Consider the following 22,249-nt stretch of genomic DNA (forward strand, 5'->3'; position numbering starts at 1 on the left):
ATTACTCGCGTTGCGGAGGAGGGGGATCGGGCGGGACTATAGGCAGAAAGCCTGCGGCTTGCAGAGCCTCTTTCGCCAGTGCGACAGAAATCTTGCGTCCAGATGACAATGCGGCGCGGTCCAGCAAATGCGTGACCGCCGCGATTGCGCCATAGCTGCGCTCGACCCGGCGCACCAGCCAGTCGGGCAAGTCGGCGGCATAGCCCGCCCCGGCGGTATCGAACGCCCGCTCGATCAGCGCGCGGGCCAGCGCCTCGTCCGGCTCATGGATCGCGACATGGGTCACGGCCGCCAGCCGCGACCGCAAATCGGGCAGCGCCACGGTCCAGCTCGCCGGCGGCGCCAGCCCCACCATCAGCAACGGCCGCCGTTCGGTCTGCGCCGCGTTCCAGGCATGGAACAGCCGATGCTCGTCCTGCCCTTGGGCATCGTCGATGATCTCGCCGCCGCTGATCCGCGCGAAATGGCGCGCCAGCGTGGATCGGCCCGATCGCGGCGGCCCGGTCAGCACGCTCACCGACAGCGGCCAGTCGCGCCACCGTTCCAGATGCGCGACCGCCTGGGCGTTGGCGTCGCTGACCAGAAAGTCGCCATCACCCGCGCCACCATGCCATTCGAAGGGCAGGCTGATCTGGCTCATTGCGGGGGCGGGGACGCCTGTCGCCGCGTAATCCGCAGCGTCGTGCCGGACACCGCGACGCTATAGCCGCGCGCCTGCAACCCCGCGCGCAGCATGTCGGCCGTGCCGTCGAAGCTGACCTGCATCACCGACGTGCCGCCCAGCGCCAGGCTGCTGGTATTGGCGGCCCGCACGCCGGGGATCGACCGCACCGTCGATTCGCCCGCGCCGATCGACCCGACATCGGGCGTGTCGAACTGGATGGAGAAGCTCGTGCCGGTCGTGACCACGCTCGGCAGTTCGACCGCCTCGACCGGCGCCTCGACCGCATTTTCGATCTCCAGCGCGGCCGGATCGACCGGCTCCTCGATGATGAGCGAGGGGTCGGGCCGCAAGCGGCCATCGTTCAGCGCCCGGATATACAGCTCGTCGATCCGCCGCGCGCCCTCGTCCATCATCTTGGGCAAACCGCTGTCGTTCGACGCGCGCAGCGTCACGCTGCCGATCAGGCTGTTGTCGGGACCATAGCGGGCGGTGAAAGTGCCGGTCACCGGCCCGCCGGGATAGGCCCGGTCGAGCCGCGCGATCGGGATCACCACGTCGGCGGCGCCATATTGGTCGAGCAGCACCCGCCACCACAAGCGCCCGCGCCGCCCGGTCTGGCCGGCGTTCAGCAGGATGGGATCGGCGATCGATCCCGCCACCCGGACATAGTCGATCGCGCTGTCGCCGGTGCGGTATCGCGCCCAGGCCTTCTGCCATTCATTGGTGCGCTCATAGGATACGGCCGATCCGCCGTCCCACAGCACCGGGATCACCAGCAGGGGCGGCGACCGCATCACATTGCCCGACACGCCCAGCAGCGCGCCCGTGCGCGCCCGGTCGAACAAGATGCCCAGCGTCGCGACATAGCGGGTCGGCCCGGCCTGCTCATAATCGATCTCGATGCCCGAAACCATCGCCTCGATCTGCGAATCGGACAAAGCGGGCGCGCCGCCGCCGCCATGGGTCCGCGTCCACAGCATCCGCCACGCCTGCCGCTGCGCCATGCGCCACCCGGTGTAGCGGGCCGTATCGGCATCCTTGGCGAACACATCGACCTTGACCCCGCGCACCTCGAAATCGCCGCCGCTGGCGATCGGCGGCACGCCGCGCTCCCCCTCCATCTGCGCGAACAGGGCGGCGGCCGCGAGGCCGAGCGCAATGGCGAACAGGATCTGGACGGGCCGCGAGAGCAGGCGCACAAGGGCTGCGGGGCGGGTTAGGGACTGGCTCAGGCTCACGCGCGCCCTTTTGGCGACAATTGCCCGCCATGCCAAGCGGCAACGCAAGACTTATCCCCACCTCCGTTCGCCCTGAGCCTGTCGAAGGGCGTTGCGTGCGCCCTTCGACAGGCTCAGGGCGAACGGAGCAAAGTGCTGGACCGCGCGAAACTCGACATATTGCTGTTTCGACCGTAGAGCGCTGCCTCATGAGCGACAACGAATCCTACAGCTACGCCAAGGCTGGCGTCGACATCGCCGCGGGCAACGCCCTTGTCCGCGCCATCGCCCCCTTGGCCAAGGCGACCCGCCGCCCCGGCGCCGACGCCGAACTGGGCGGCTTCGGCGGCTTTTTCGACCTCAAGGCCGCGGGCTATGACGACCCGTTGCTGGTCGCCGCCAATGACGGGGTCGGCACCAAACTGAAACTGGCGATCGACCATGACCGCCATGATGGCGTCGGCGTCGACCTGGTCGCCATGTGCGCCAACGACCTGATCGTCCAGGGCGCCGAGCCCCTCTTCTTCCTCGACTATTACGCCACCGGCAAGCTGCAGAGCGGCGTCGCCGAGCGCGTCATCGCCGGCATCGCGCAGGGCTGCCGTATCGCGGGCTGCGCGCTGATCGGCGGCGAAACCGCCGAAATGCCCGGCATGTACGCCGATGGCGATTATGACCTGGCCGGTTTCTGCGTCGGCGCGGTCGAACGGACCAAAGTTCTGACCGGCAACCGGGTCAAGGCGGGCGACGTCCTGCTCGGCCTCGCTTCTTCGGGCGTTCATAGCAACGGCTTCTCGCTGGTCCGCCGCCTCGCCGCCGACAAGGGCTGGAAGCTCGATCGCCCGGCGATCTTCGATCAGGACGTGCTGCTGATCGACGCGCTGATGGCGCCCACGAAAATCTATGTGAAGAGCCTGCTGCCGCTGGTGCGCGCCGGCATGATCCACGCCCTCGCCCACATCACCGGCGGCGGCCTGCTGGAAAATATCCCGCGCGTCCTGCCCGACGGCTGCCACGCGACCGTCGACGCCGACAGGTGGGAACAGCCGCGCCTGATGGCCTTTCTTCAGGCGCAGGGCCATATCGAGCCGGCAGAAATGGCGCGCACCTTCAATTGCGGCGTCGGCATGGTGCTGGCCGTGGACGAAGCCCATGTCGCCGCCGTCACCAAGGCGCTGGAGGATGCGGGCGAAACCGTCTTTCGCATTGGCGCCGTCAGCGAAGGCGACAAGGGCTGCACCGTCAAGGGCTGCACCGAAACCTGGAGCGCCAAAGCCGACTGGTCGGCGACCCATCTGGGCTGATCTAACAATCCCCCTCCCTTCAGGGAGGGGTCAGGAGAGGGCATGTCGGATATGCACAAAGCAAAAGTCGGCGTCCTGATTTCCGGCCGCGGCTCCAACATGGCCGCCCTGCTCTATGCGGCCAAGGCGCAGGATTGCCCCTATGAGATCGTCCTGGTCGCCGCCAACGATCCGCAAGCCCCCGGCCTGTCCCTGGCCGCTGCGGAGGGCATCGCAACCTTCGGCCAGAGCCACAAGAGCCTAAAGCGCGCCGAATTCGACCAGATCATCGACGCGCAACTCCGCGCGGCCGGCGCCCAATATGTCGCGCTCGCGGGCTATATGCGCCTGCTCTCCCCCGCATTCGTATCGGCATGGGAAAACCGGATGCTCAACATCCACCCCAGCCTGCTGCCCAAATATAAGGGGCTGGATACGCACCAGCGCGCCATCGACGCGGGCGACAGCCATGCCGGCTGCTCGGTCCATATCGTCACGGCCGAACTGGACGACGGCCCGGTGCTGGGCCAGACCCCGGTGGCGATCCTGCCCGGCGATACGCAAGACAGCCTCGCCGCCCGCATCCTGATCGCCGAGCATCAGCTCTACTCCCGCACCCTCGCCGACTTCGTCACCCGCGAACGCCAGCCCGACTGGCTGCTGGGCAAGGTGCGCGAAGCCGCTCTGGCCCTGCCGCAGGCGGACGAGATCGTCTCTCACGGAATGCCCTGCTTCGGCATCGTGAAAGGCAAGAAATTCGCTTACTTCACCCGCGACCATCATGGCGACGGCATCATCGCCGTGCTGGTGAAGACCACCGCGCCAGAGGAACAGGCGACGCTGATGGAAGCCGACCCGGACCGCTATTATCGCCCCGCCTATTTCGGCGCCGAATGGGTCGGCATCCGCCTCGACCTGGGCGACACCGACTGGGATCATGTGGCGGAACGGCTGCGATCAAGCTGGCGGCAGGTCGCACCGAAGAAGCTGATGGGCCTGATGGATATCGCCGACGAGTTTTGATCCTCTTCCTTTTGCCGGCTTCGATCCCCATAGAGTTGAGCCATGACCGACAGCCCTGCCCCCGCCGCCATCCAGATCCGCAACCTCACCAAAGTCTATAAGGGCGGCAAGCGCGCGCTCGACGGCATCAACCTCTCCATCCCGCGCGGTCAGATTTACGGCCTGCTCGGTCCCAATGGCGCGGGCAAGTCGACCACGATCAACATCCTGGCCGGCATGGTGAACAAGAGCGCGGGCGACGTCAGCATCTGGGGCTTCGATATCGACGCCAGCCCGCGCAACGCGAAGAACAGCATCGGCATCGTGCCGCAGGAAATCGTCTTCGACCCCTTCTTCACCCCGTTCGAGACGCTGGAAAATACGGCTGGCTTCTATGGCGTGCCCAAGGACCGCCGCCGCACGATGGAATTGCTGCGCGCGGTGCATCTGGACGACAAGGCCCATGCCTATGCCCGTACCCTGTCGGGCGGCATGAAGCGCCGGCTGCTGGTGGCCAAGGCGATGGTGCACAGCCCCCCGATCCTGGTGCTTGACGAGCCGACCGCGGGCGTCGACGTGCAATTGCGCCAGCAACTGTGGGCCTATGTCCGCGAACTCAATGCGCTGGGCGTGACGATCGTGCTGACCACCCACTATCTCGAAGAAGCCGAGCAATTATGCGACCGCATCGGCATCATCAACCATGGCAAGGTCATCACCGACAAGCCGACCCGCGAGCTGATCGCCATGGCGCAGGAGAAGGTCGTGCAGGTCACGGTCGATCGCGACGTGACGGTGATCCCCGACGCACCCTGTTTCGAGAAAATAGACCTGTCGGACGACCGCACCCTGACCATCACCTATATGAAGGACCGCGCCAATGCCGGCCAGGTGCTGAGCGCGGTGCAGGCCAGCGGCCTCGCCATCGTCGACGTGGTCACGCGCGATCCGGACCTGGAGGATGTCTTCCTCAACCTGACGGCGGCGGCTTAGGACAGGCGCCATTGCACCGTTCGCCCTGAGCTTGTCGAAGGGTCGTACTTGCCTTCAAAGAAGGGCTGGGCTTCGACAGGCTCGGCCCGAACGGAAATAGAAAAGCGCTAGGACGAAGATGACCACCACCACCCACGACGTCATCATCATCGGTTCCGGCGCGGCCGGGCTGACGGCCGCCATCAACCTCGCGCAGGACCGCAAGGTGCTGGTGCTGGCCAAGGGCGCGCTCGATGGCGGGTCCACCAACTGGGCGCAGGGCGGTATCGCCGCCGTACTCGACGCGGGTGACAGTTTCGAGGCGCATGTCGAAGATACGATGGTCGCGGGCGCTGGCCTCAACGATCGGGCCACGGTCGAATTCGTCGTCTCCGAAGCCCCCGCCGCCATCGACCGGCTGGCGCAATTGGGCGTCCCCTTCAACGAAGGAGAGGCGTTTGGCGAACGCTGGCACCTGACGCGCGAGGGCGGCCACAGTCATCGCCGCATCGTCCATGTCGACGACGCCACCGGCCATGCCGTACAGATCGCGCTCTTGAAGGCCGCCCGCGCCAATCCCAACATCACCCTGGTCGAAGATCTGATCGCGATCGACCTCATCACCTCCCGCCATGGCGAACGCTATTCGGGCGACGGTCATGTCTGGGGCGTCTACGCCTTCAACAAGAAGACCAAGCGGGTGGATGCGCTGCTCGGCAAGGCGACGATCCTGTGCACCGGCGGCGCGGGCCGCACCTATCTCTTCTCCACCGCCCCGCGCGGCGCGACCGGCGACGGCATCGCCATGGCCTGGCGCGCGGGCTGCCGCGTGTCGAACATGGAAATGAACCAGTTCCACCCGACCTGCCTCTACAATCTGGAGATCAAGAATTTCCTCATTACCGAGGCCGTGCGCGGCGAAGGCGGCCACCTGAAACTTCCCCCCGGCGTGCCTGGCGGCGGCGAGCGTTTCATGCCCCGCTTCGATCCGCGCGAGGAGCTGGCCCCGCGCGACGTCGTGGCCCGCGCCATCGACCATGAAATCAAACGCCTTGGCCTCGACTATGTCCATCTCGACATCAGCCACAAAGACCCGGAATTCGTGAAGCACCACTTCCCGACCATCTATGCCCGGCTGCTGGACCTCGATATCGACATTACCAAGGAGCCAATCCCGGTCGTCCCCGCGCAGCATTATACCTGCGGCGGGGTGGTGATCGACCTGGACGGCCGCACCGACCTGCCCGGCCTCTATGCCGCGGGAGAGGTCAGCGAGAGCGGCCTGCACGGCGCCAACCGCCTCGCCTCCAACTCGTTGCTCGAATGTTTCGTCTTCGGCGAGGCGGCGGCCAGGCATATCCGCGCCCATTGGGACGAGCTGCCCGCTCCGCCGCCGATCCGGCCCTGGGACGAAAGCCGCGTCACCAACAGCGACGAGGAAGTCATCGTCCAGCATAACTGGAAAGAAATCCGCCGCTTCATGTGGGACTATGTCGGCATTGTCCGCACCACCAAGCGGCTGGAACGCGCCCAGCACCGCGTCGCCCTGCTGGCGCAGGAGGTGGACGATTATTACGGCAATTTCCGCGTCACCCCCGACCTCATCGAACTGCGCAACCTGCTCGAAGTCGCCCGACTGATCGTCCGCTCCGCCCTCCACCGCAAGGAAAGCCGCGGCCTCCACTATACGCTCGACTATCCCGAAACGCTGCCCGACGCCATCGACACGGTCCTGGCGCCATAAACGCCGTCAGACCGCCAGAAAATCCTTCAATGCCGCGTTGAAGCGCGTCGGCTGGTCACCCATCACCATATGGCCGCTCGGCCCGATCGCTTTCAAAAGCGTGGCCTTGCGGGGCGCATAAGCGGTACGGAAGCGGCTGGTGATGGCGGCGGCCTGATCGGCGTCGCTGCCCACGGCATAGACCACCTCCAGCGGCGCGGCGAGCTGCGGCAATTGGGGCGTCAGGTCGATATTGGCCAGGTCGCGCAGCGCATTGGCGATGACATCGGGGTCGCTGCCCCTGGCGCCGGGCGTCTGCGCGACCATCTGCCCCAGATAGCGCCGCCCCGCCTGCGTGCCCGTCAGATAACCGCTCAACTGGTCGGCCAGAAAGCCCATGCCGCTGGCCGTTCCACCCACCATCGCCGCGCCGGCGGGCAGCATATCCACCACCATCACCCGACGCGCCAGGCCTTTGAGGCCCAGCAGCATCGCCAGCGTACCGCCCATGCTATGCCCGACGATCGCCGGGCGTTTCAGCCCGGCCGCGGCGATATAGCGGGCGATCTCGTCTGCGACCGACTGGATCAGCGCCCCGCTGGCGTTGGCTTCCGGGGCCAGCCCGGCAAAGCCGCGCACATGGACCAGATGATAGCGATAGCCCGGCACCCCGCCCAGCACGCCGTTCCAGATGCCTGGGCCACTGGCCAGGCCGGGAATCAGGATGACGTCGGCGCCAGAGCCACGCACCGTCATCGCGATCCGGCGCGACGCGAACGGCGCAGCCTGCGCCACCCCGCTCCACATTGCGCCACCTGTCGCCAGCGCGCCCAACATCAGCGCGCGCCTGTCCATCTTCGCATCGTTCATGCCGCCCTCTTGCCCACCCGGCCCTGAACCGCAAATGAGCGATGGCGCATCCTGTCAATCGGTTGCATCATTCATCCTCCTTACATCGCGTTTGTGGAATCATTCGTCGCATCGGTCTTGCCGGACAAGCGGTAGACCGCCCCTATGTCGCCAAGAGAGTGCGGGGACGCTAATGACATTGCAAAAAAACCGGGGCGGTTCCGCGCGCCTGGTCCTGTTGATCGCGGCGCTGTCGGCCTGTGTGAGCGCGCCGGAACCACCAGCGGCACGGGCCGCTGCCGCGCCACCGCAAGAACCGCAACCCACCACCAACACCTGGCCGATCCGCCAGGTCGCCAATCCGCCTTTGCCCTATCGCGACATCGACCAGAATGAAACGCCGCCGCCGGCGCTGGTCAGCGTCGTGCGCAATCTGGGCCAGAGCTTTCATGGCAAGGTCGGCATCGCCGTCCGCCGCATCGGCGCGGACTGGACCGTCGCCTGGAATGGCAATGCCCTCTTCCCGCAACAGAGCGTGTCGAAACTGTGGGTGTCGATGACCTTCCTCGACGCGGTGGATCGCGGCAAGCTGCGCATCACCGACACGACCACCATCACCCGCAACGACCTGACTCTGTTCCATCAGCCCAGCGCGGCGCTGGTGGCCAGGGAGGGCGGCTGGACCACCAGCTACTCCGACCTGATGCGCCGGGCGATGACGCAGAGCGACAATACCGCCAACGACACGCTGCTGCGCGCCGTTGGCGGGCCGGAGGCGGTGCGCAGCTTTCTGGCCCGGCGGATGATCAAGGATATCCGCTTCGGCCCCGGCGAACGGCTGCTGCAATCGGCCACGGCTGGGCTGGACTGGCGGCAGGATTATTCCGTCGGCCGCAATTTCTACGCCGCCCGCTCGAAACTGCCCATGTCGGTGCGGCAAAAGGCGCTGGACAATTATCTCGCCAGCCCGCCCGATGGCGCGGCCCCGTCCTCGATCGTCCAGGCGCTGGCGAAGCTTAAGGAGGGCCAGATGCTCTCCCCCGCCTCCTCGCGCTTGCTGCTGTCGATCATGGCGGAGGCCAAGACCGGGCCGCAGCGGATCAAGGGCGGCGTGCCGCCGGGCTGGCACTATCTGCACAAGACCGGCACCGGCCAGGATCTTCCCCCGCGATCGACCGGCTATAACGATATCGGCATCATGAGCGCGCCTGATGGCGCAAACTATGCCGTAGCGGTGATGATCGGATCGACCACCGTGTCGATCCCGGAACGCTGGGCGCTGATGCAGGCGGTGGCGAAGGCGGTCGTGGCGAATCACGAACCGCGATAGCCGGGCTGGAGGGGCGGCGCGTAACCCGCTATCCCCCTCCCCATGACCCAGAATCACCTCTATCTCGTCGATGGCAGCGGCTATATCTTCCGCGCCTATCACCAGCTTCCCCCGCTCACCAATCAGCATGGCCAGCCGGTCGGCGCCGTCTATGGCTACACCACCATGCTCTGGAAGCTGGCCGAGGAACTGGGCAAGGCGGAAGGCCCGACCCATATGGCGGTCGTGCTGGACAAGGGATCGCACACTTTCCGCAACGACATGTACGACCAGTATAAGGCGAACCGACCGCCCGCGCCCGAAGACCTCGTCCCCCAGTTCCCCATGATCCGAGACGCCACCCGCGCCTTCTCCCTCCCCTGTATCGAAGAAGCCGGGTTCGAGGCGGACGACATCATCGCCACCTATACCAGGGCGGCGGTCGCGGCCGGCTGGCACGTCACCATCGTCAGTTCCGACAAGGATCTGATGCAGTTGATCCAGCCTGGCGTCGACATGTACGACACGATGAAGAATGAACGGCGTGGGCCGGACTATGTCATGGGCAAGTTCGGCGTGCAGCCCGAACAATTGGGCGACGTGCTGGCGCTGATGGGCGACAGCGTCGACAATGTGCCGGGCGTGCCGGGCATCGGCCCCAAGACCGCGTCGAAGCTCATCACCGAATATGGCGACCTGGAAAGCGTGCTGACCGCCGCGCCGGCCATGAAGAAGTCGAAGATGCAGGAAAACCTCATCGCCCATGCCGACATGGCGCGGCTGTCGCGGCGGCTGGTGGCGCTGCACGACAGCATGGACCTGCCCGAACCGCTGGACGACCTGACGCTCAAGGGCATTCCCAAGGAACCGCTCCAGCAATTTCTGTCCCACCACGGCTTCAAGACGCTGCTCAATCGCCTCGGCGCGCCCGCCGCCGCCGTCGCAGTAGCCAGCGTCGCCGCCACGACCGCAGCCCCCGCCGCCCCAGCCGCTGTCGAACATCCCCCGATCGACTGCGCCCTGTACGAAACCGTCACCACGGTCGCGCAACTGGAAGCCTGGATCGCCGAAGCGCAGGCGCTGGGCGTCGTTGCGGTCGACACCGAAACCGACAGCCTCGACAGCATGGAATCGGGCCTGGTCGGCATCAGCCTGTCCACCGGGCCGGGCCGGGCCTGCTACATCCCGCTCGCCCACCGCTCCGCCGACGACATGTTCGGCGAGGTGCCGCCGCAAATCCCGCTCGACGCCGCGATCCGCCTGCTCCGCCCGCTGCTCGCCGACGACGCCGTGCTCAAGGTTGGTCATAATATCAAATATGATCTCAACGTCCTCGCCCGCGTCGGGCTGGAGGTGACGCCGATCGACGATTCGATGGTGATGAGCTTCGACCTCGACGCCGGCAAGTCGCTGGGCGGCCACGGCATGGACGAAGCGGCCAGCGTCCATCTCCAGCACACATGCATCAGCTTCAAGGAGGTGACCGGCACCGGCAAGAAGGCGATCAGTTTCGCCCATGTCCCGCTGGACAAGGCGACCGCCTACGCCGCCGAGGACGCCGAAGTCACCTGGCGGCTGTGGCATAAATTGTCGCAGCGCCTGGCGGCCGAGCGCGTCACCCGCGTCTATCAACTGGTCGACCGGCCGCTGATCCCCGTCGTCGCAGGCATGGAGCGGCACGGCATCAAGGTCGATCGCGAGCAGCTCTCCCGCCTGTCCGGCACCTTCTCCCAATCGATGGCGGGGCTGGAAGCCGAAATCTACGAACTGGCCGGCCACCCCTTCACCATAGGATCGCCCCAGCAGCTTGGCGTCGTCCTGTTCGACGAAATGGGGCTGAAGGGCGGCAAGAAGGGCAAGAGCGGCACCTATTCCACCGACGTCACCGTGCTGGAAAAATTGAAGGCCGAAGGCTCGGCGATTTGCGGGCTGGTGCTGGAATGGCGCCAGCTCTCCAAGCTCAAATCCACCTATACCGACGCCCTGCAACAGCAGATCAATGCCGATACGGGCCGCGTCCATACCAGTTACTCGCTGACCGGCGCGCAGACCGGCCGCCTCTCCTCGACCGACCCCAACCTCCAGAATATCCCGATCCGCACCGAAATCGGCCGCCAGATCCGCCACGCCTTCGTCGCCGAACCCGGCAATGTCATCCTCGCCGCCGACTATAGCCAGATCGAGCTGCGCCTCGCCGCGCACATGGCCGACGTGCCCGCGCTCAAGGAGGCGTTCGAACAGGGCGAGGACATCCACAACCGCACCGCCCAGGAATTGTTCGGAGAGGTCAATCGCGACACCCGCGGTCGCGCCAAGACGATCAACTTCGCCATTCTTTATGGCATCTCGCGCTGGGGGCTGGCGGGCCGGCTGGAAATCAGCGCGGACGAAGCGCAGGACATGATCTCCAAATATTATGAGCGCTTCCCCGGCATCAGCGTCTATATCAACGAAACGCTGGAAAAGGCGCGCGCCAACGGCTTCACCGAAACGCTGTTCGGCCGCAAGACCTGGTTCCCGCGCATCACCGCGCCGATCCAGCACGAACGCCAGGGAGCCGAACGCGCCGCGATCAACGCCCCGATCCAGGGCACCAGCGCCGACATCATCAAACGCGCCATGGCGCGCATGGGACCGGCGCTGGAGGCGGCAGGGCTGCACCGCGTGCGGATGCTGCTTCAGGTCCATGACGAACTGGTGTTCGAACTGCCGCAAGGCGACGTCGAAGCCGCCAGCGCGGTCATCCGCAGCGTCATGGAAAGCGCCGCCGAGCCGATCGTGACACTGAGCGTGCCGCTAGGCGTGGAAATCGGTGCCGGGCCGAGTTGGGGTGCTGCGCATTGACGACGGAACGAGAAGAGAGATTCGCTCAATGCGCGGAATAAGCGCAGAAAATTAGGAGCCGGTTTTGCCCTTTTCGCACGAGTACGCCATGCATCCGCGCATTCCCGACCGTCCGGAAACGCCCTACCCCGCCTCCGCCAGCACCAGCGCGAATAGCCCTTCGTCGTCGGTCCACTCGGCCGTCGGCTCCCATCCACCTGCGCGCAGCAGCAGGCGTTGATCGCGCGCGCCATATTTATGGCTGCTTTCGGTATGGATCGTCTCGCCCGAATCCATGTGGAAACATTGACCCGCAACATGGAAATGCAGCGGCCGCCGCGCTTCCAGATGCATTTCGATCCGCGCCTTTTCGTCGTTCCAGATGGCGCGATGGGCAAAGCCGTCGATCGGCAGGTCGCCCTCCAGTTCGCGGTTGATCCGCTCGATAAGGTTGAGGTTGAAGGCGGCGGTCACGCCCTGCGCATCGTCATAGGCCGCAATCAGTCGATTACGATCCTTGATCCGGTCCATCCCGATCAGCAGCTTGGCCTCATCGCCCAGCAGTCGGCGCATCGCCCGTAGCAGATCGACCGCGGCGTCCGGCTCCATATTGCCGATCGTCGATCCAGGGAAGAAGCCCAGTCGCGACATTCCAGCTATCGCGGCGGGCAAGGCCAGCGGCCGGTTGAAGTCACCCACCACCGGCAGGACCGGCAGACCGGGAAAGGCCGCCGCCAGCGCCGCGCTGCTCGCGTGCAGGAAGTCGCCGCTGATGTCGATCGGCACATAGGCGGCAGGCGCGATCGCACGCAAAAGATGCGGCGTCTTGCGCGAACTGCCCGCACCGAATTCCACAACCGCGCGCCCTGCGCCCACCGCTGCGGCGAAATCCGCGCCATGCCGCTCCAGCAGGGCGGTTTCGGTGCGGGTGGGATAATATTCGGGCAGATCGGTGATCGCTTCGAACAATTCCGACCCGCGCCGGTCATAAAACCATGTCGGCGGCGTAGCCTTGGGACTGCGCGACAGACCCGTTACAATGTCATGGTAGAACGCCGGATCGATCGAGCGGGCGTTTTTGGGGGCGTCCTGCGTCAGCAACATGGCGCTTACAGATCCTTGGCCAGCCGCAGTCCGGTGAACTGCCAGCGGTGATGGGGGTAAAAGAAATTGCGATAGCTGCCCCGCGCATGGCCGCGCGGAGTGGCGCAACTGCCGCCCTTCAGCACGAACTGGCCGGACATGAACTTGCCGTTATATTCGCCGACCGCGCCCGGCGCAGCGCGAAAGCCGGGATGGGGGCGATAGGCGCTCCCCGTCCACTCCCACACATCGCCGAACATCTGCGTCAGCGCGGAACCGTCTTCTGCCGGCTTTGGCCTGGGGCAGGCGGGGCCGTCCAGTTGGTTGCCGCTGACCGCCGCGACATTTTGCGCCGCGCTTTCCCATTCGGCTTCGGTCGGCAGTCTCGCCTCGGCCCAGCTGGCATAGGCGTCGGCTTCATACAGGCTGATATGTGTGACCGGCGCGGCCGGATTGACCGGCTGCCGCCCGTCGAGGCCAAAGCGGGTCCAGCCCTGTTCGCCGTGCTTCCAGTAAAGCGGCGCATCCACGCCCCCGCCCTGGACCCAGGCCCAGCCGTCCGACAGCCAATGCGCCGGGTCACGATAGCCGCCATCCTCTATGAAGGCGATCCATTCGCCATTGCTGATGGGCCGGTGCGCGAGCGCGTGCGGACGCAACACCGCTTTGTGCCGCGGTCCCTCGCAATCGAAGGCGAAGCCGCCGCGTCCGTCCTCGCCAATCTCGACCAGGCCTTCGCGCCCCTCGATCCAGTGGAGCGGGCCGGGCAGGGCTACTGGCGCGGCGCTGGGTGCGCCAAACAGCGCCGGCTCCAGCGGATTGAGCGAAAAGAGGTGCAGCAGGTCGGTCAGCAGCAATTCCTGATGTTGCTGCTCATGCTGCAGCCCCAGCATGACCAATGCTCGCGCAGATTGCGGCAGCATACCCAGCGCACCGATCAGCGCCGCGTCGATATGCGCGCGATAGGCGCGAATGTCGGTCAGCGAGGGGCGGGTCAGCATCCCCCGCATCGGCCGGGCGTGGCGCGCGCCCTCCGCCTCATAATAGCTGTTGAACAGAAAGGCGTAGCGCGGATCGAACGGCCGGTATCCCGCCACATGGTCGCGCAGCACGAACGTCTCGAAAAACCAGGTCACATGCGCCAGATGCCATTTGGCTGGCGATGCGTCGGGCATCGACTGGACCGTGGCGTCGGCGTCCGACAGCGGGGCGGCCAGAGCTTCGCTTAGGGCGCGGACGACGCGATAGCGCTCTTCCAGGTCGTCCTGATGCGCGTCCGTCCAGCTTTTCGCCATGCCTGTCCTTTCCGATACGGTTGCGCCGTTCTCTACCAGGGACAAGCGCATAAGGCGGCGGGCGGTTCCAGACAGTGATCTTTAGGGCAGGATCACAACTCCTGCAAAATCGGCGCGGCGCGGCAGACCCGATCGCGGCCCGACTGCTTGGCTTCGTACAGCGCATCATCGGCGCGGCGCAGCGCCGCATCGAGTTCGCCGCCGGTCCAGCGGCACACGCCGGCGGAAAAGCTGATCGGCCGGTCCTGCACGCGGCCGATCGGTTCGCTGCGCATCCGGCTGGCGATCCGCGCCAGCGACCAGCTTGCCTCGTCCTCGATACAATCCTGGAAGAAGATGGCGAATTCCTCCCCGCCCCAGCGGGCGACCATGTCGACGCGGCGAACCAGTGCGGACAGGCGGGTGGCGAAGCTGGCCAGCACCCGGTCGCCCTCCTCATGGCCCAGCAGATCGTTGACCCGCTTGAAATAGTCGATGTCGATGATCGCGATACAGCCCCTGCGCCGGTCATCCGGCAGCGCGTCCATATGGGCCAGGAAGCCGCGACGGTTGGCGATGCCGGTCAGCGGGTCTTCATGCGCGGCCTGATGCAGGTCGTCCAGCCGCTCGCGCGTGGCGCTGGCGACGCGCTGCACTCCCGCGTAGAGGGTATGGATGACGTCGCCGACGTCCGGCAGCGCAGGCGCTTCGCCTTCGCCGCGATGCAGCGTCTGCGCCAGCGCATGGATCGGATTGAGCAGCGCGCCGATGCCCAGCAGGGCTATGCCGGTGCCGATGACCGTGGCCATCGTCAGCAGGATGAATTCGGCGAGCGCGATGCGGCCGCTGGCGAAGCCCCAGCCTAGATAGGCCAGCAACGGCATATGGGTGGCGACGAAACAGAGGGTGAAAAGGCGCAAGCGGAGCGAACGCGGAAAGATGAAGGATGTGGCTAGGTAGAAATGCATGACGGTCCCCCGGACGGTGCGTTTGGAGCGCAACGTCCGGGGACGGTCTAAATGCCGCCTGAAGAAACAGGGTTAAGCCGATGTTACCGGATGGCCCGTGCGGCGGGCGAGTCGAGCGGAGTCAGCGCGATGCGCCCGGCACCCATTTGACGTCCGCCGCGCCATTGTCGTTCAGGCGACGCGCCAGCACGAACAGCAGGTCCGACAATCGGTTGAGATAGGCCAGCGCCTGGGCATTGAGCGCGACCTCCACGGCCGCGGCGGTCGCGCTGCGTTCAGCCCGGCGCGTGATCGCGCGGGCGAGGTGGACGGCGGCGGCAGCCGGCGAACCGCCGGGCAGGATGAAGCTGTCAAGCGGGGCGAGATCACCGTTCATAGCGTCGATCTGCTGCTCCAGCCGGGTTACCTGGCTGGCGATGATGCGCAGCGCCCAGGGTTCGTCGGCGCCGTCGGGAATCGGCGTCGCCAGGTCGGCGCCCAGGTCGAACAGGTCGTTCTGGATGACGGTCAGCCAGGCGGCTTCGGGCCGCTCGCCCAAGGCGACGATGGCCAGGCCGATCGCGCTGTTGGCTTCATCGACATCGCCCACGGCCTGCATCCGCGGCGCATATTTGGGCAGGCGCGATCCATCGACCAGGCCCGTCGTGCCATTGTCCCCGGTCCGGGTGTAGATTTTGTTCAGCTTGACCATCTTTGTAGGCACGCCCTTTGGCAACCGAATGAATTTGAAGCACCCGTTCGTCCTGAGTAGCCATTGAGCTTGTCGAAATGGCATATCGAAGGACATGGCGCGGTATCCATGTTCGATATGGACCTTCGACAAGCTCAGTCCCTACTCAGCACGAACGGCGTGACAACAGGGCAAGTTGCTGGCCTCAGCCATGCCCCTTGGCCATCAGCAAGATCGCCACGATGATGATCGCCGCGGCCTGGAACAGGATGCGGTTCATCATCATCTTATTCTGTTTCAGGCTGGACGGCCGCACCGCGCCTTCGGGCAGGTTCAGCTCTTCCTTCGTGGTCTGGAGAAAGGCGACGATGCCCCGGATCAGCGCGACCAGCGTGGCGATCATGGCAAGGATCAGGGCGATGACGAGGATCGTGTTCATGGGACCAGTCTAGGCGCTCGCCAGCGCGATTCCAACCGGAAAGCGTCCTGCGCGCAGGTCGGCGGCCAGCGCGTCGGGCGCAACGCCCTGCGCGCGCAATTGAGCGATCGCGATCGACCCACTGCGCTTGGCCAGGCGCTTGCCGTCCGACCCGACCAGCAGGGGATGGTGGACATAAGCGGGGCTGGGCAGGCCCAGCAGCGCCTGCAGCAGCCGGTGAATGTCGGTCGCGCTGCGCAGGTCGTCGCCGCGCAGCACATGGGTCACGCCCATCGCCGCATCGTCCAGCGTGCAGGACAGGTGATAGCTGGCCGGCGCGTCCTTGCGCGCCAGAACGACGTCGCCATGGGCGATGGGATTGGCATTTATGCTGCGGTTGGTATCGAGGCCGGGCGGAAAAGGGAGCGCTGCCCATGTCAACGCCCCAACCCGCGCCACCGCCTGAGCCATGTCGATGCGCCAGGCATGGGCCTCCCCGGCATCAATCCGCCGCGCCCGCCCGGCATCGCTCAAGCCCCGGCATGTCCCCGGATAGACCGGCCCCTCCGGCCCGTGCGGCGCGGTCAGGCTGGCTTGGATGTCGGCGCGCGTGCAGAAGCAGGGATAGAGCAGCCCTTGCGCGCGGAGCAATTCCAACGCCGCTTCATAGGCGTCCAGCCGCTGCGACTGGAAGACGATATCGCCGTCCCACGCCACGCCCAGCCATGTCAGGTCGGCGATGATGCCCGCGACATGATCGGGCCGACTCCGGGCGCCATCGATATCCTCGATCCGCAGGCGAAAGGCGCCGCTGGCCGCGCGGGTCAAGTCATGTGCCATCAGGGCCGACCAGCCATGGCCGACATGCAGCAACCCAGTGGGGCTGGGGGCGAAGCGGGTCACCATATGCGGTAGTGCGGCGGATAGAGTCATACAGGCTCTTGACGAGCGATATTCGTTAATGCTGTCATGCTCATGTCACGTTGTTGGTGGATCAGCGGCGTCGGCAAGGGGGTAGAAGCGTTTCTATGTACCATCCCGACCTTATACGGCACCCGGAAAACTGCCCGGCGCTTGTGCTCAATGCAGATTACACGCCGCTCAGCTATTATCCCCTGAGCCTCTGGCCCTGGCAGACCGCTATCAAGGCGGTGTTTCTGGACCGGGTGGACATCATCGCCAGCTATGAGCGGCAGGTCCACAGCCCCAGCCTGGACATGAAGATCCCGTCGGTGATCGCGCTCAAACAATATGTGCGTCCGTCCGAACATCCCGCCTTCACCCGATTCAACCTGTTCCTGCGCGACAAATTCTCCTGCCAATATTGCGGCACGACGAGCGACCTGACCTTCGACCATGTCGTGCCCCGCCGCGCGGGCGGGCGCACCACCTGGGAAAATGTCGCGACCGCCTGTTCGCCCTGCAACCTCAAAAAGGGCGGGCGCACGCCCAAGCAGGCGGGGATGCGCCTGCATGTCGAACCGATCCGCCCGACCAGTTGGCATTTGCAGGAACATGGCCGCGCCTTTCCGCCCGGCTATCTGCACGAAAGCTGGCACGACTGGCTCTATTGGGATGTCGAGTTGATGGCGTGAGGCGGCGGCCAGCGGCGCTGGCGGCGCTCTTGCTCCTGCCTCCGGGCGCGGCCTTCGCGCAGGAGGATCATTCGGCGCTCACCCGCGCCAAATATGTCCGCAACTGCCTGATGTGCCACAATCGCGCCGCGCCCGAAGGCGTGTCGCCCGCGATCCTGGCGGGCCTCTATCCCGAACGCGGGCTGACCCCGGTGATGGCAATGCCGGGCGTCACTTGCTGGCGTCGTTGCGATCGCTGCTTCGCACCCGATCGCAGGGACAGCAAATAGCTTAGCTGACCGGCAACCAGTCCAGATCCATGTCTTTCAGGCGGTTGGTATAATGGCCAATCTCCTCCAGCCGGGCCATGTCGTTGAGGGTGATGCGCCCGTTGGATCGGCTGATCAGGCCTTCCAGCTCCATCTGCCGGATCATCCGGTTGACATGGACCGACGTCAACCCGATCGAATCGCCGATTTCCTCCTGCGTCAGCTTCAGGTCGAAACTGTCGACGATGCTGTCGTCGGTGACGCGCAGCCGGTCGAACATGTCGAGCAGGAAGGCGGCGACGCGCGCCTTGGCCGATGTCCGCCCCAGCGCGGCCAGCCGGTCGGTCATCGCCACCCGCTCCGCATTGGACAGCAGGAACAGCAGCGCCGCGACCCGCGGCGATTCCTCCAGCAGCCGGCGCAGCGCATGTTTGTCGAACGGGCACACGATCACATCGGACAGCGCAACCAGCGATTCGGGCGCCTTGCTATAGATGGTGCTGGCGGACCCGATGAAATCGCCGGGGAAATAGACGCGCAGAATCTGGCGACTGCCGTCGGGCAGGATGACGAAGCTCATCACACGGCCTTCGCGCAGCACGAACAATTCCGTCACCGTGTCGTTGACCCGCTGGATCATTCCGCCGCGCTTCACCTTGCGCGGATTTTCCTCAAGCCGAATCAACGCCCTTTTTTCCGCGTCGGACAGGGGCACCTGTTTTGCCAGCCTTTCCGCGAAACAGCTCGTCGCCACCCAAAACACCTTTTTCCAATTGTCGTTACGATGGCAGAACGCCCCATGCGCCTTTTGGCTGCATTTTCAGGATGCGCACTAAACTCGATCAAGGTTGCCGCCCGCTTTGCAATTATGTTGCATATGTTTGCCGCCGCGCCAGATTAACCATGTCGAATGGCGGTCGAGCTGCCTTGCAAGGGACGCAATAGACGCTATGAACCCTGTCCAATGGACCGCATTCACATCCGCGGCGGCAACGCGCTCAATGGCCGCCTCCCCATCTCCGGCGCGAAGAACGCCGCTCTGACGCTGCTGCCCTGCGCGTTGCTGACCGACGAGCCGGTGACGCTGCGCAACCTGCCGCGGCTGGCCGACGTCGACAGTTTCGGCCATCTGCTGAACCAGTTGGGCGTATCGACCATGATAGAGGGCGCCCGGCCGGAGGATTTCGGCCGCGTCCTGACCATGCGCGCGGGCCGCGTCACCTCGACCGAAGCGCCCTATGACATCGTGCGCAAGATGCGCGCGTCGATCCTGGTGCTCGGCCCGCTGCTCGCCCGTGTCGGCGAAGCGCGCGTGTCGCTGCCCGGCGGCTGCGCCATCGGCAACCGCCCGATCGACCTGCATCTCAAAGCGCTCGAAGCCTTCGGCGCGACGCTCGAAACGACCGCGGGTTATGTGCGCGCCAGCGTGCCGGACGGCGGCCTTCCGGGCGGCATCTACACCTTTCCGGTGGTGTCGGTCGGCGCCACCGAAAATGCGGTGATGGCCGCGTCGCTCGCCAAGGGCACCTGCATCCTGGAAAACGCCGCGCGCGAGCCGGAGATTGTTGACCTTTGCAACCTGCTCGTCGCCATGGGCGCGGATATTGAGGGCATCGGCACCGACAAGCTGGTCATCCACGGTCGCGAGCGGCTGCATGGCGCAACCTACAGCGTCATGCCCGACCGGATCGAAGCGGGCAGCTACGCCTGCGCCGCCGCCATCACCGGCGGATCGGTCGATCTGATCGGCGCCAATGCCGACGACATGCACGCCATCCTCGCCGCGCTGCGCGACGCGGGGGTTCAGGTCGATCCGCACAAGAACGGCATCCGCATATCGTCCGATGGCAAACTGAAGCCCCTGACCCTGTCGACCGCGCCCTTCCCGGCCTTCCCGACGGATATGCAGGCGCAGTTCATGGCGATGCTGACCAAGGCGAACGGCGCGTCGGTCCTGACCGAAACCATCTTCGAAAATCGTTACATGCATGTGCCCGAACTGGCGCGCATGGGCGCGGACATCGCCGTCAACGGCCGCACCGCCGTCGTGCGCGGCGTCGACAGGCTGGTCGGCGCGCCGGTGATGGCGACCGACCTGCGCGCCTCGATGAGCCTCATCCTCGCCGGTCTGGCCGCCGAAGGGGAAACCCAGGTGCAGCGCGTCTATCATCTCGATCGCGGCTATGAGCGGCTGGAGGAAAAGCTATCGGCCGTCGGCGCCGATATCGAGCGGGTCAGCGATGGCTGAGGAACGCGGACTGGCGACCGATCGGGCGACGTTGCTGTCGCTCTACGACCTGGATGCCGGCGGCTTCCGTAACCTGGACGAGATCACCGGCTTCGCCGCGCAATTGTGCGGCGTGCCGATCGCCCTGGTCAGCATTGTGGAGGATGTGCGGCAACGCTTCCTGTCCCGCGTCGGCATCGATGCCGAAGAAACGCCGCGCGACGTCTCCTTCTGCGCGCTGGCGATGCTGGGCGCGGATATCTTCCTCGTCCCCGACGCGACCCGCGACCCCCGCTTCGCCGACAATGGGCTGGTCACCGGCCCGCCCTATGTACGCTTCTACGCCGGCGCGCCGCTGGTGGGGGCGGATGGCGAAGCGCTGGGCGCGCTCTGTGTCATCGACACCGTCCCGCGCGCAGACCTGACCCCGTTGCAGCGACAGGGCCTGACCCTGCTCGCCCGCCAGGTGATGGTGGAACTGGAAGGGCGCCGCCGCGACCGCGACATGATCCTGCGCCAGCGCATGGACGCCGCCGCCGTCGCCGAAAGCGACCGCATGTTTCGGACCCTGTCGGATGCGATGCCGCAGATGGTCTGGTCGACCCTGCCCGACGGCTATCATGATTATTATAACGCGCGCTGGTACGACTATACTGGCGTGCCGACCGGATCGACCGATGGCGCGGCGTGGAACGGCATGTTCCATCCCGACGATCAGGATCGCGCCTGGGCGCGCTGGCGCCACAGCCTGGCCACCGGCGAGCCTTACGAAATCGAATATCGGCTGCGGCACCATAGCGGCGACTATCGCTGGACGCTGGGCCGGGCGCTGCCGATCCGCGATGGCGACGGCATGATCATACGCTGGATCGGCACCTGCACCGAAATCCACGAACAAAAGCTGATGATGGAAGAGCGCGAGATGATCGCGCATGAACTATCGCACCGGATCAAGAATATCTTCTCGGTGATCGCGGGCCTGATCGGCCTGTCGGCGCGGCAGCACCCTGAAATCGCCGATGTGGCCGACGATCTGCGCGACCGCATCCTGGCTCTGGGCCGCGCCCATGATTTCGTGCGGCCGCACAGCGCCGAATCTGCGCCGCAGGCGGGCGGCGGGCAGGGCAGCCTGTGGGGCATACTCGACCAGATTTTCGCGCCCTATCGCGGTGCGGCGGGATCGCGCATTGCGTTGTCGGGCGATGACCCGGCGATCGATGATCGCTCGGCGACGCCGCTGGCGCTGCTGTTCCATGAACTGGCGACCAACACGGCCAAATATGGCGCGTTGTCGGTGGCCAACGGCATGGTGCATCTGCATGTGTCGGTGGAACGGGGCGACGTGCGCATCGACTGGCGCGAAGAAGGTGGCCCGCCGGTCGTGCCCGGCCGCCTCGATGGGTTCGGCAGCCGATTGATGACGCTCAGCGTCGAACGGCAACTGGGTGGCCGGATCGAACGCGACTGGCGGCCGGACGGCCTGCGTCTCAGCCTCTGGATTCCATCGCGTTCCATGAGCCGGGCAGCGGAAACGGCGTGAAGCCGGCAATTTCGGCAGCGGTCAGGTCGGGCTGCTCGGCAGCGGCCAGTTGTAGCGTCGCGCTGATGCTATGGGCACGGAACGGCTTGGTGATGACGCCCAGCGCCGCGATCGACGCCGCGCCGATCTGCGACGGATTGGCGGTCACATAGATCACGCGGATGCCGTGACGCGCCGCCAGTTCCATGCCGATCTGCGGCCCGGTCGGGCCATCGCGCAGGTTGAGGTCGACCAGCGCTATATCGCAATCTTGTGCGCAGGCGAGCGCGCCTTCCCGGTCGGCGGCGATCGCCCCGACCTGGAATCCAGCGTCTTCGACAATCTGCTCGATCTCCAATGCGACGAAAATTTCGTCTTCGACTATCAGAACCTTCTTGCTCATCA

At 65.7% G+C, this 22,249-nt stretch carries 21 protein-coding genes; 10 read left to right on the forward strand and 11 right to left on the reverse strand.

The features are described 5' to 3' along the window. Position 1: 1 nt before the first annotated feature. Complete coding sequence (locus tag sphantq_RS06745; protein WP_066605730.1) at positions 2–640, reverse strand: chromosomal replication initiator DnaA; 639 nt, start codon at positions 638–640, stop codon at positions 2–4. Next, positions 637–1,902 (reverse strand): hypothetical protein, encoded by a 1,266-nt coding sequence (locus tag sphantq_RS06750; RefSeq protein WP_066605733.1) that lies wholly within the window; start codon positions 1,900–1,902, stop codon positions 637–639. Before sphantq_RS06750 ends, sphantq_RS06745 begins: the two co-directional genes overlap by 4 nt. A 188-nt stretch (positions 1,903–2,090) precedes the next feature. Here sphantq_RS06750 and purM point away from each other — a divergent pair, with 188 nt between their 5' ends. The 4 genes from purM to nadB all read left to right on the forward strand — a co-directional run bounded on the left by purM (position 2,091) and on the right by nadB (position 6,882). Next, a complete protein-coding gene (purM, locus tag sphantq_RS06755; RefSeq protein WP_066605736.1) occupies positions 2,091–3,185 on the forward strand; it encodes a phosphoribosylformylglycinamidine cyclo-ligase in 1,095 nt (364 codons plus the stop codon). Positions 3,186–3,236: 51 nt separating this feature from the next. Next, complete coding sequence (gene purN, locus sphantq_RS06760; RefSeq protein WP_066607371.1) at positions 3,237–4,187, forward strand: phosphoribosylglycinamide formyltransferase; 951 nt, start codon at positions 3,237–3,239, stop codon at positions 4,185–4,187. 42 nt (positions 4,188–4,229) lie between these two features. Further along, positions 4,230–5,159, forward strand: coding sequence for an ABC transporter ATP-binding protein (locus sphantq_RS06765; RefSeq protein WP_066605737.1), 930 nt, complete (start codon positions 4,230–4,232; stop codon positions 5,157–5,159). Positions 5,160–5,277: 118 nt separating this feature from the next. Next, entirely contained in the window at positions 5,278–6,882 is a 1,605-nt protein-coding gene (nadB, locus tag sphantq_RS06770) for an L-aspartate oxidase (RefSeq protein ID WP_272799885.1), read from the forward strand. A 6-nt stretch (positions 6,883–6,888) separates the two neighbouring features. Here the strand turns inward: nadB and sphantq_RS06775 are convergent, their stop codons facing one another. Further along, positions 6,889–7,731 carry an alpha/beta fold hydrolase gene (locus tag sphantq_RS06775; protein WP_066605742.1) on the reverse strand — a complete coding sequence of 281 codons (843 nt, stop codon included), beginning with the start codon at positions 7,729–7,731 and terminating at the stop codon, positions 6,889–6,891. Positions 7,732–7,903: 172 nt separating this feature from the next. On the opposite strand from sphantq_RS06775, the gene sphantq_RS06780 reads away from it, so the two are divergent. Together sphantq_RS06780 and polA are read left to right on the forward strand one after the other, a co-directional pair. Then, a complete protein-coding gene (locus sphantq_RS06780; protein WP_272799886.1) occupies positions 7,904–9,040 on the forward strand; it encodes a serine hydrolase in 1,137 nt (378 codons plus the stop codon). A gap of 42 nt (positions 9,041–9,082) precedes the next feature. Then, entirely contained in the window at positions 9,083–11,863 is a 2,781-nt protein-coding gene (gene polA / locus sphantq_RS06785) for a DNA polymerase I (RefSeq protein ID WP_272799887.1), read from the forward strand. 123 nt (positions 11,864–11,986) lie between these two features. On the opposite strand, the gene egtD is transcribed toward polA, so the two are convergent. The 6 genes from egtD to gluQRS all read right to left on the reverse strand — a co-directional run bounded on the left by egtD (position 11,987) and on the right by gluQRS (position 17,188). Beyond that, entirely contained in the window at positions 11,987–12,946 is a 960-nt protein-coding gene (egtD, locus tag sphantq_RS06790; RefSeq protein ID WP_066605751.1) for an L-histidine N(alpha)-methyltransferase, read from the reverse strand. Positions 12,947–12,951: 5 nt separating this feature from the next. After that, entirely contained in the window at positions 12,952–14,220 is a 1,269-nt protein-coding gene (egtB, locus tag sphantq_RS06795; RefSeq protein ID WP_272799888.1) for an ergothioneine biosynthesis protein EgtB, read from the reverse strand. A 92-nt stretch (positions 14,221–14,312) separates the two neighbouring features. After that, positions 14,313–15,167, reverse strand: coding sequence for a GGDEF domain-containing protein (locus tag sphantq_RS06800; RefSeq protein ID WP_066605754.1), 855 nt, complete (start codon positions 15,165–15,167; stop codon positions 14,313–14,315). Between the two features lie 121 nt (positions 15,168–15,288). Next, on the reverse strand, positions 15,289–15,858 hold the full coding sequence (locus sphantq_RS06805) for a cob(I)yrinic acid a,c-diamide adenosyltransferase (RefSeq protein WP_066605756.1): 570 nt from the start codon (positions 15,856–15,858) through the stop codon (positions 15,289–15,291). Positions 15,859–16,042: 184 nt separating this feature from the next. After that, positions 16,043–16,276: a twin transmembrane helix small protein gene (locus sphantq_RS06810; RefSeq protein ID WP_066605757.1), complete on the reverse strand. Its 234-nt coding sequence runs from the start codon at positions 16,274–16,276 to the stop codon at positions 16,043–16,045. A 9-nt stretch (positions 16,277–16,285) separates the two neighbouring features. Next, positions 16,286–17,188: a tRNA glutamyl-Q(34) synthetase GluQRS gene (gene gluQRS, locus sphantq_RS06815; protein ID WP_272799889.1), complete on the reverse strand. Its 903-nt coding sequence runs from the start codon at positions 17,186–17,188 to the stop codon at positions 16,286–16,288. A 95-nt stretch (positions 17,189–17,283) separates the two neighbouring features. Between gluQRS and sphantq_RS06820 the strand changes: the two genes are divergently transcribed. After that, positions 17,284–17,850: an HNH endonuclease gene (locus tag sphantq_RS06820; RefSeq protein WP_066605761.1), complete on the forward strand. Its 567-nt coding sequence runs from the start codon at positions 17,284–17,286 to the stop codon at positions 17,848–17,850. Further along, complete coding sequence (locus sphantq_RS06825) at positions 17,847–18,119, forward strand: hypothetical protein (protein WP_129927358.1); 273 nt, start codon at positions 17,847–17,849, stop codon at positions 18,117–18,119. Before sphantq_RS06820 ends, sphantq_RS06825 begins: the two co-directional genes overlap by 4 nt. Before the next feature lies 1 nt (position 18,120). Here sphantq_RS06825 and sphantq_RS06830 read toward each other — a convergent pair whose 3' ends face one another. Then, positions 18,121–18,852, reverse strand: a complete 732-nt coding sequence (locus sphantq_RS06830; RefSeq protein WP_201785524.1) for a Crp/Fnr family transcriptional regulator — start codon at positions 18,850–18,852, stop codon at positions 18,121–18,123. Between the two features lie 210 nt (positions 18,853–19,062). Here sphantq_RS06830 and murA point away from each other — a divergent pair, with 210 nt between their 5' ends. Beyond that, positions 19,063–20,346 carry a UDP-N-acetylglucosamine 1-carboxyvinyltransferase gene (murA, locus tag sphantq_RS06835; protein ID WP_129927359.1) on the forward strand — a complete coding sequence of 428 codons (1,284 nt, stop codon included), beginning with the start codon at positions 19,063–19,065 and terminating at the stop codon, positions 20,344–20,346. Then, positions 20,339–21,865, forward strand: coding sequence for a PAS domain-containing protein (locus tag sphantq_RS06840; protein WP_272799890.1), 1,527 nt, complete (start codon positions 20,339–20,341; stop codon positions 21,863–21,865). The genes murA and sphantq_RS06840 overlap by 8 nt, the downstream gene beginning before the upstream one ends. Here the strand turns inward: sphantq_RS06840 and sphantq_RS06845 are convergent. Then, complete coding sequence (locus tag sphantq_RS06845) at positions 21,813–22,247, reverse strand: response regulator (protein ID WP_129927361.1); 435 nt, start codon at positions 22,245–22,247, stop codon at positions 21,813–21,815. The two genes, sphantq_RS06840 and sphantq_RS06845, sit on opposite strands and share 53 nt — an antisense overlap. Positions 22,248–22,249 lie beyond the last annotated feature (2 nt).

It is taken from the genome of Sphingobium sp. AntQ-1, assembly GCF_028538045.1.
In the GTDB taxonomy this organism is placed as follows: Bacteria; Pseudomonadota; Alphaproteobacteria; order Sphingomonadales; family Sphingomonadaceae; genus Sphingobium; species Sphingobium cupriresistens.

Bases quoted from the DNA above. Each gene is read 5' to 3' on its own strand.
- sphantq_RS06745 (WP_066605730.1), bottom strand. From the start codon at position 640: ATGAGCCAGATCAGCCTGCCCTTCGAATGGCATGGTGGCGCGGGTGAT.
- purM (WP_066605736.1), top strand. From the start codon at position 2,091: ATGAGCGACAACGAATCCTACAGCTACGCCAAGGCTGGCGTCGACATC.
- purN (WP_066607371.1), top strand. From the start codon at position 3,237: ATGCACAAAGCAAAAGTCGGCGTCCTGATTTCCGGCCGCGGCTCCAAC.
- sphantq_RS06765 (WP_066605737.1), top strand. From the start codon at position 4,230: ATGACCGACAGCCCTGCCCCCGCCGCCATCCAGATCCGCAACCTCACC.
- nadB (WP_272799885.1), top strand. From the start codon at position 5,278: ATGACCACCACCACCCACGACGTCATCATCATCGGTTCCGGCGCGGCC.
- sphantq_RS06775 (WP_066605742.1), bottom strand. From the start codon at position 7,731: ATGAACGATGCGAAGATGGACAGGCGCGCGCTGATGTTGGGCGCGCTG.
- sphantq_RS06780 (WP_272799886.1), top strand. From the start codon at position 7,904: ATGACATTGCAAAAAAACCGGGGCGGTTCCGCGCGCCTGGTCCTGTTG.
- polA (WP_272799887.1), top strand. From the start codon at position 9,083: ATGACCCAGAATCACCTCTATCTCGTCGATGGCAGCGGCTATATCTTC.
- egtD (WP_066605751.1), bottom strand. From the start codon at position 12,946: ATGTTGCTGACGCAGGACGCCCCCAAAAACGCCCGCTCGATCGATCCG.
- egtB (WP_272799888.1), bottom strand. From the start codon at position 14,220: ATGGCGAAAAGCTGGACGGACGCGCATCAGGACGACCTGGAAGAGCGC.
- sphantq_RS06800 (WP_066605754.1), bottom strand. From the start codon at position 15,167: ATGCATTTCTACCTAGCCACATCCTTCATCTTTCCGCGTTCGCTCCGC.
- sphantq_RS06805 (WP_066605756.1), bottom strand. From the start codon at position 15,858: ATGGTCAAGCTGAACAAAATCTACACCCGGACCGGGGACAATGGCACG.
- sphantq_RS06810 (WP_066605757.1), bottom strand. From the start codon at position 16,276: ATGAACACGATCCTCGTCATCGCCCTGATCCTTGCCATGATCGCCACG.
- gluQRS (WP_272799889.1), bottom strand. From the start codon at position 17,188: ATGACTCTATCCGCCGCACTACCGCATATGGTGACCCGCTTCGCCCCC.
- sphantq_RS06820 (WP_066605761.1), top strand. From the start codon at position 17,284: ATGTACCATCCCGACCTTATACGGCACCCGGAAAACTGCCCGGCGCTT.
- murA (WP_129927359.1), top strand. From the start codon at position 19,063: ATGGACCGCATTCACATCCGCGGCGGCAACGCGCTCAATGGCCGCCTC.
- sphantq_RS06840 (WP_272799890.1), top strand. From the start codon at position 20,339: ATGGCTGAGGAACGCGGACTGGCGACCGATCGGGCGACGTTGCTGTCG.
- sphantq_RS06845 (WP_129927361.1), bottom strand. From the start codon at position 22,247: ATGAGCAAGAAGGTTCTGATAGTCGAAGACGAAATTTTCGTCGCATTG.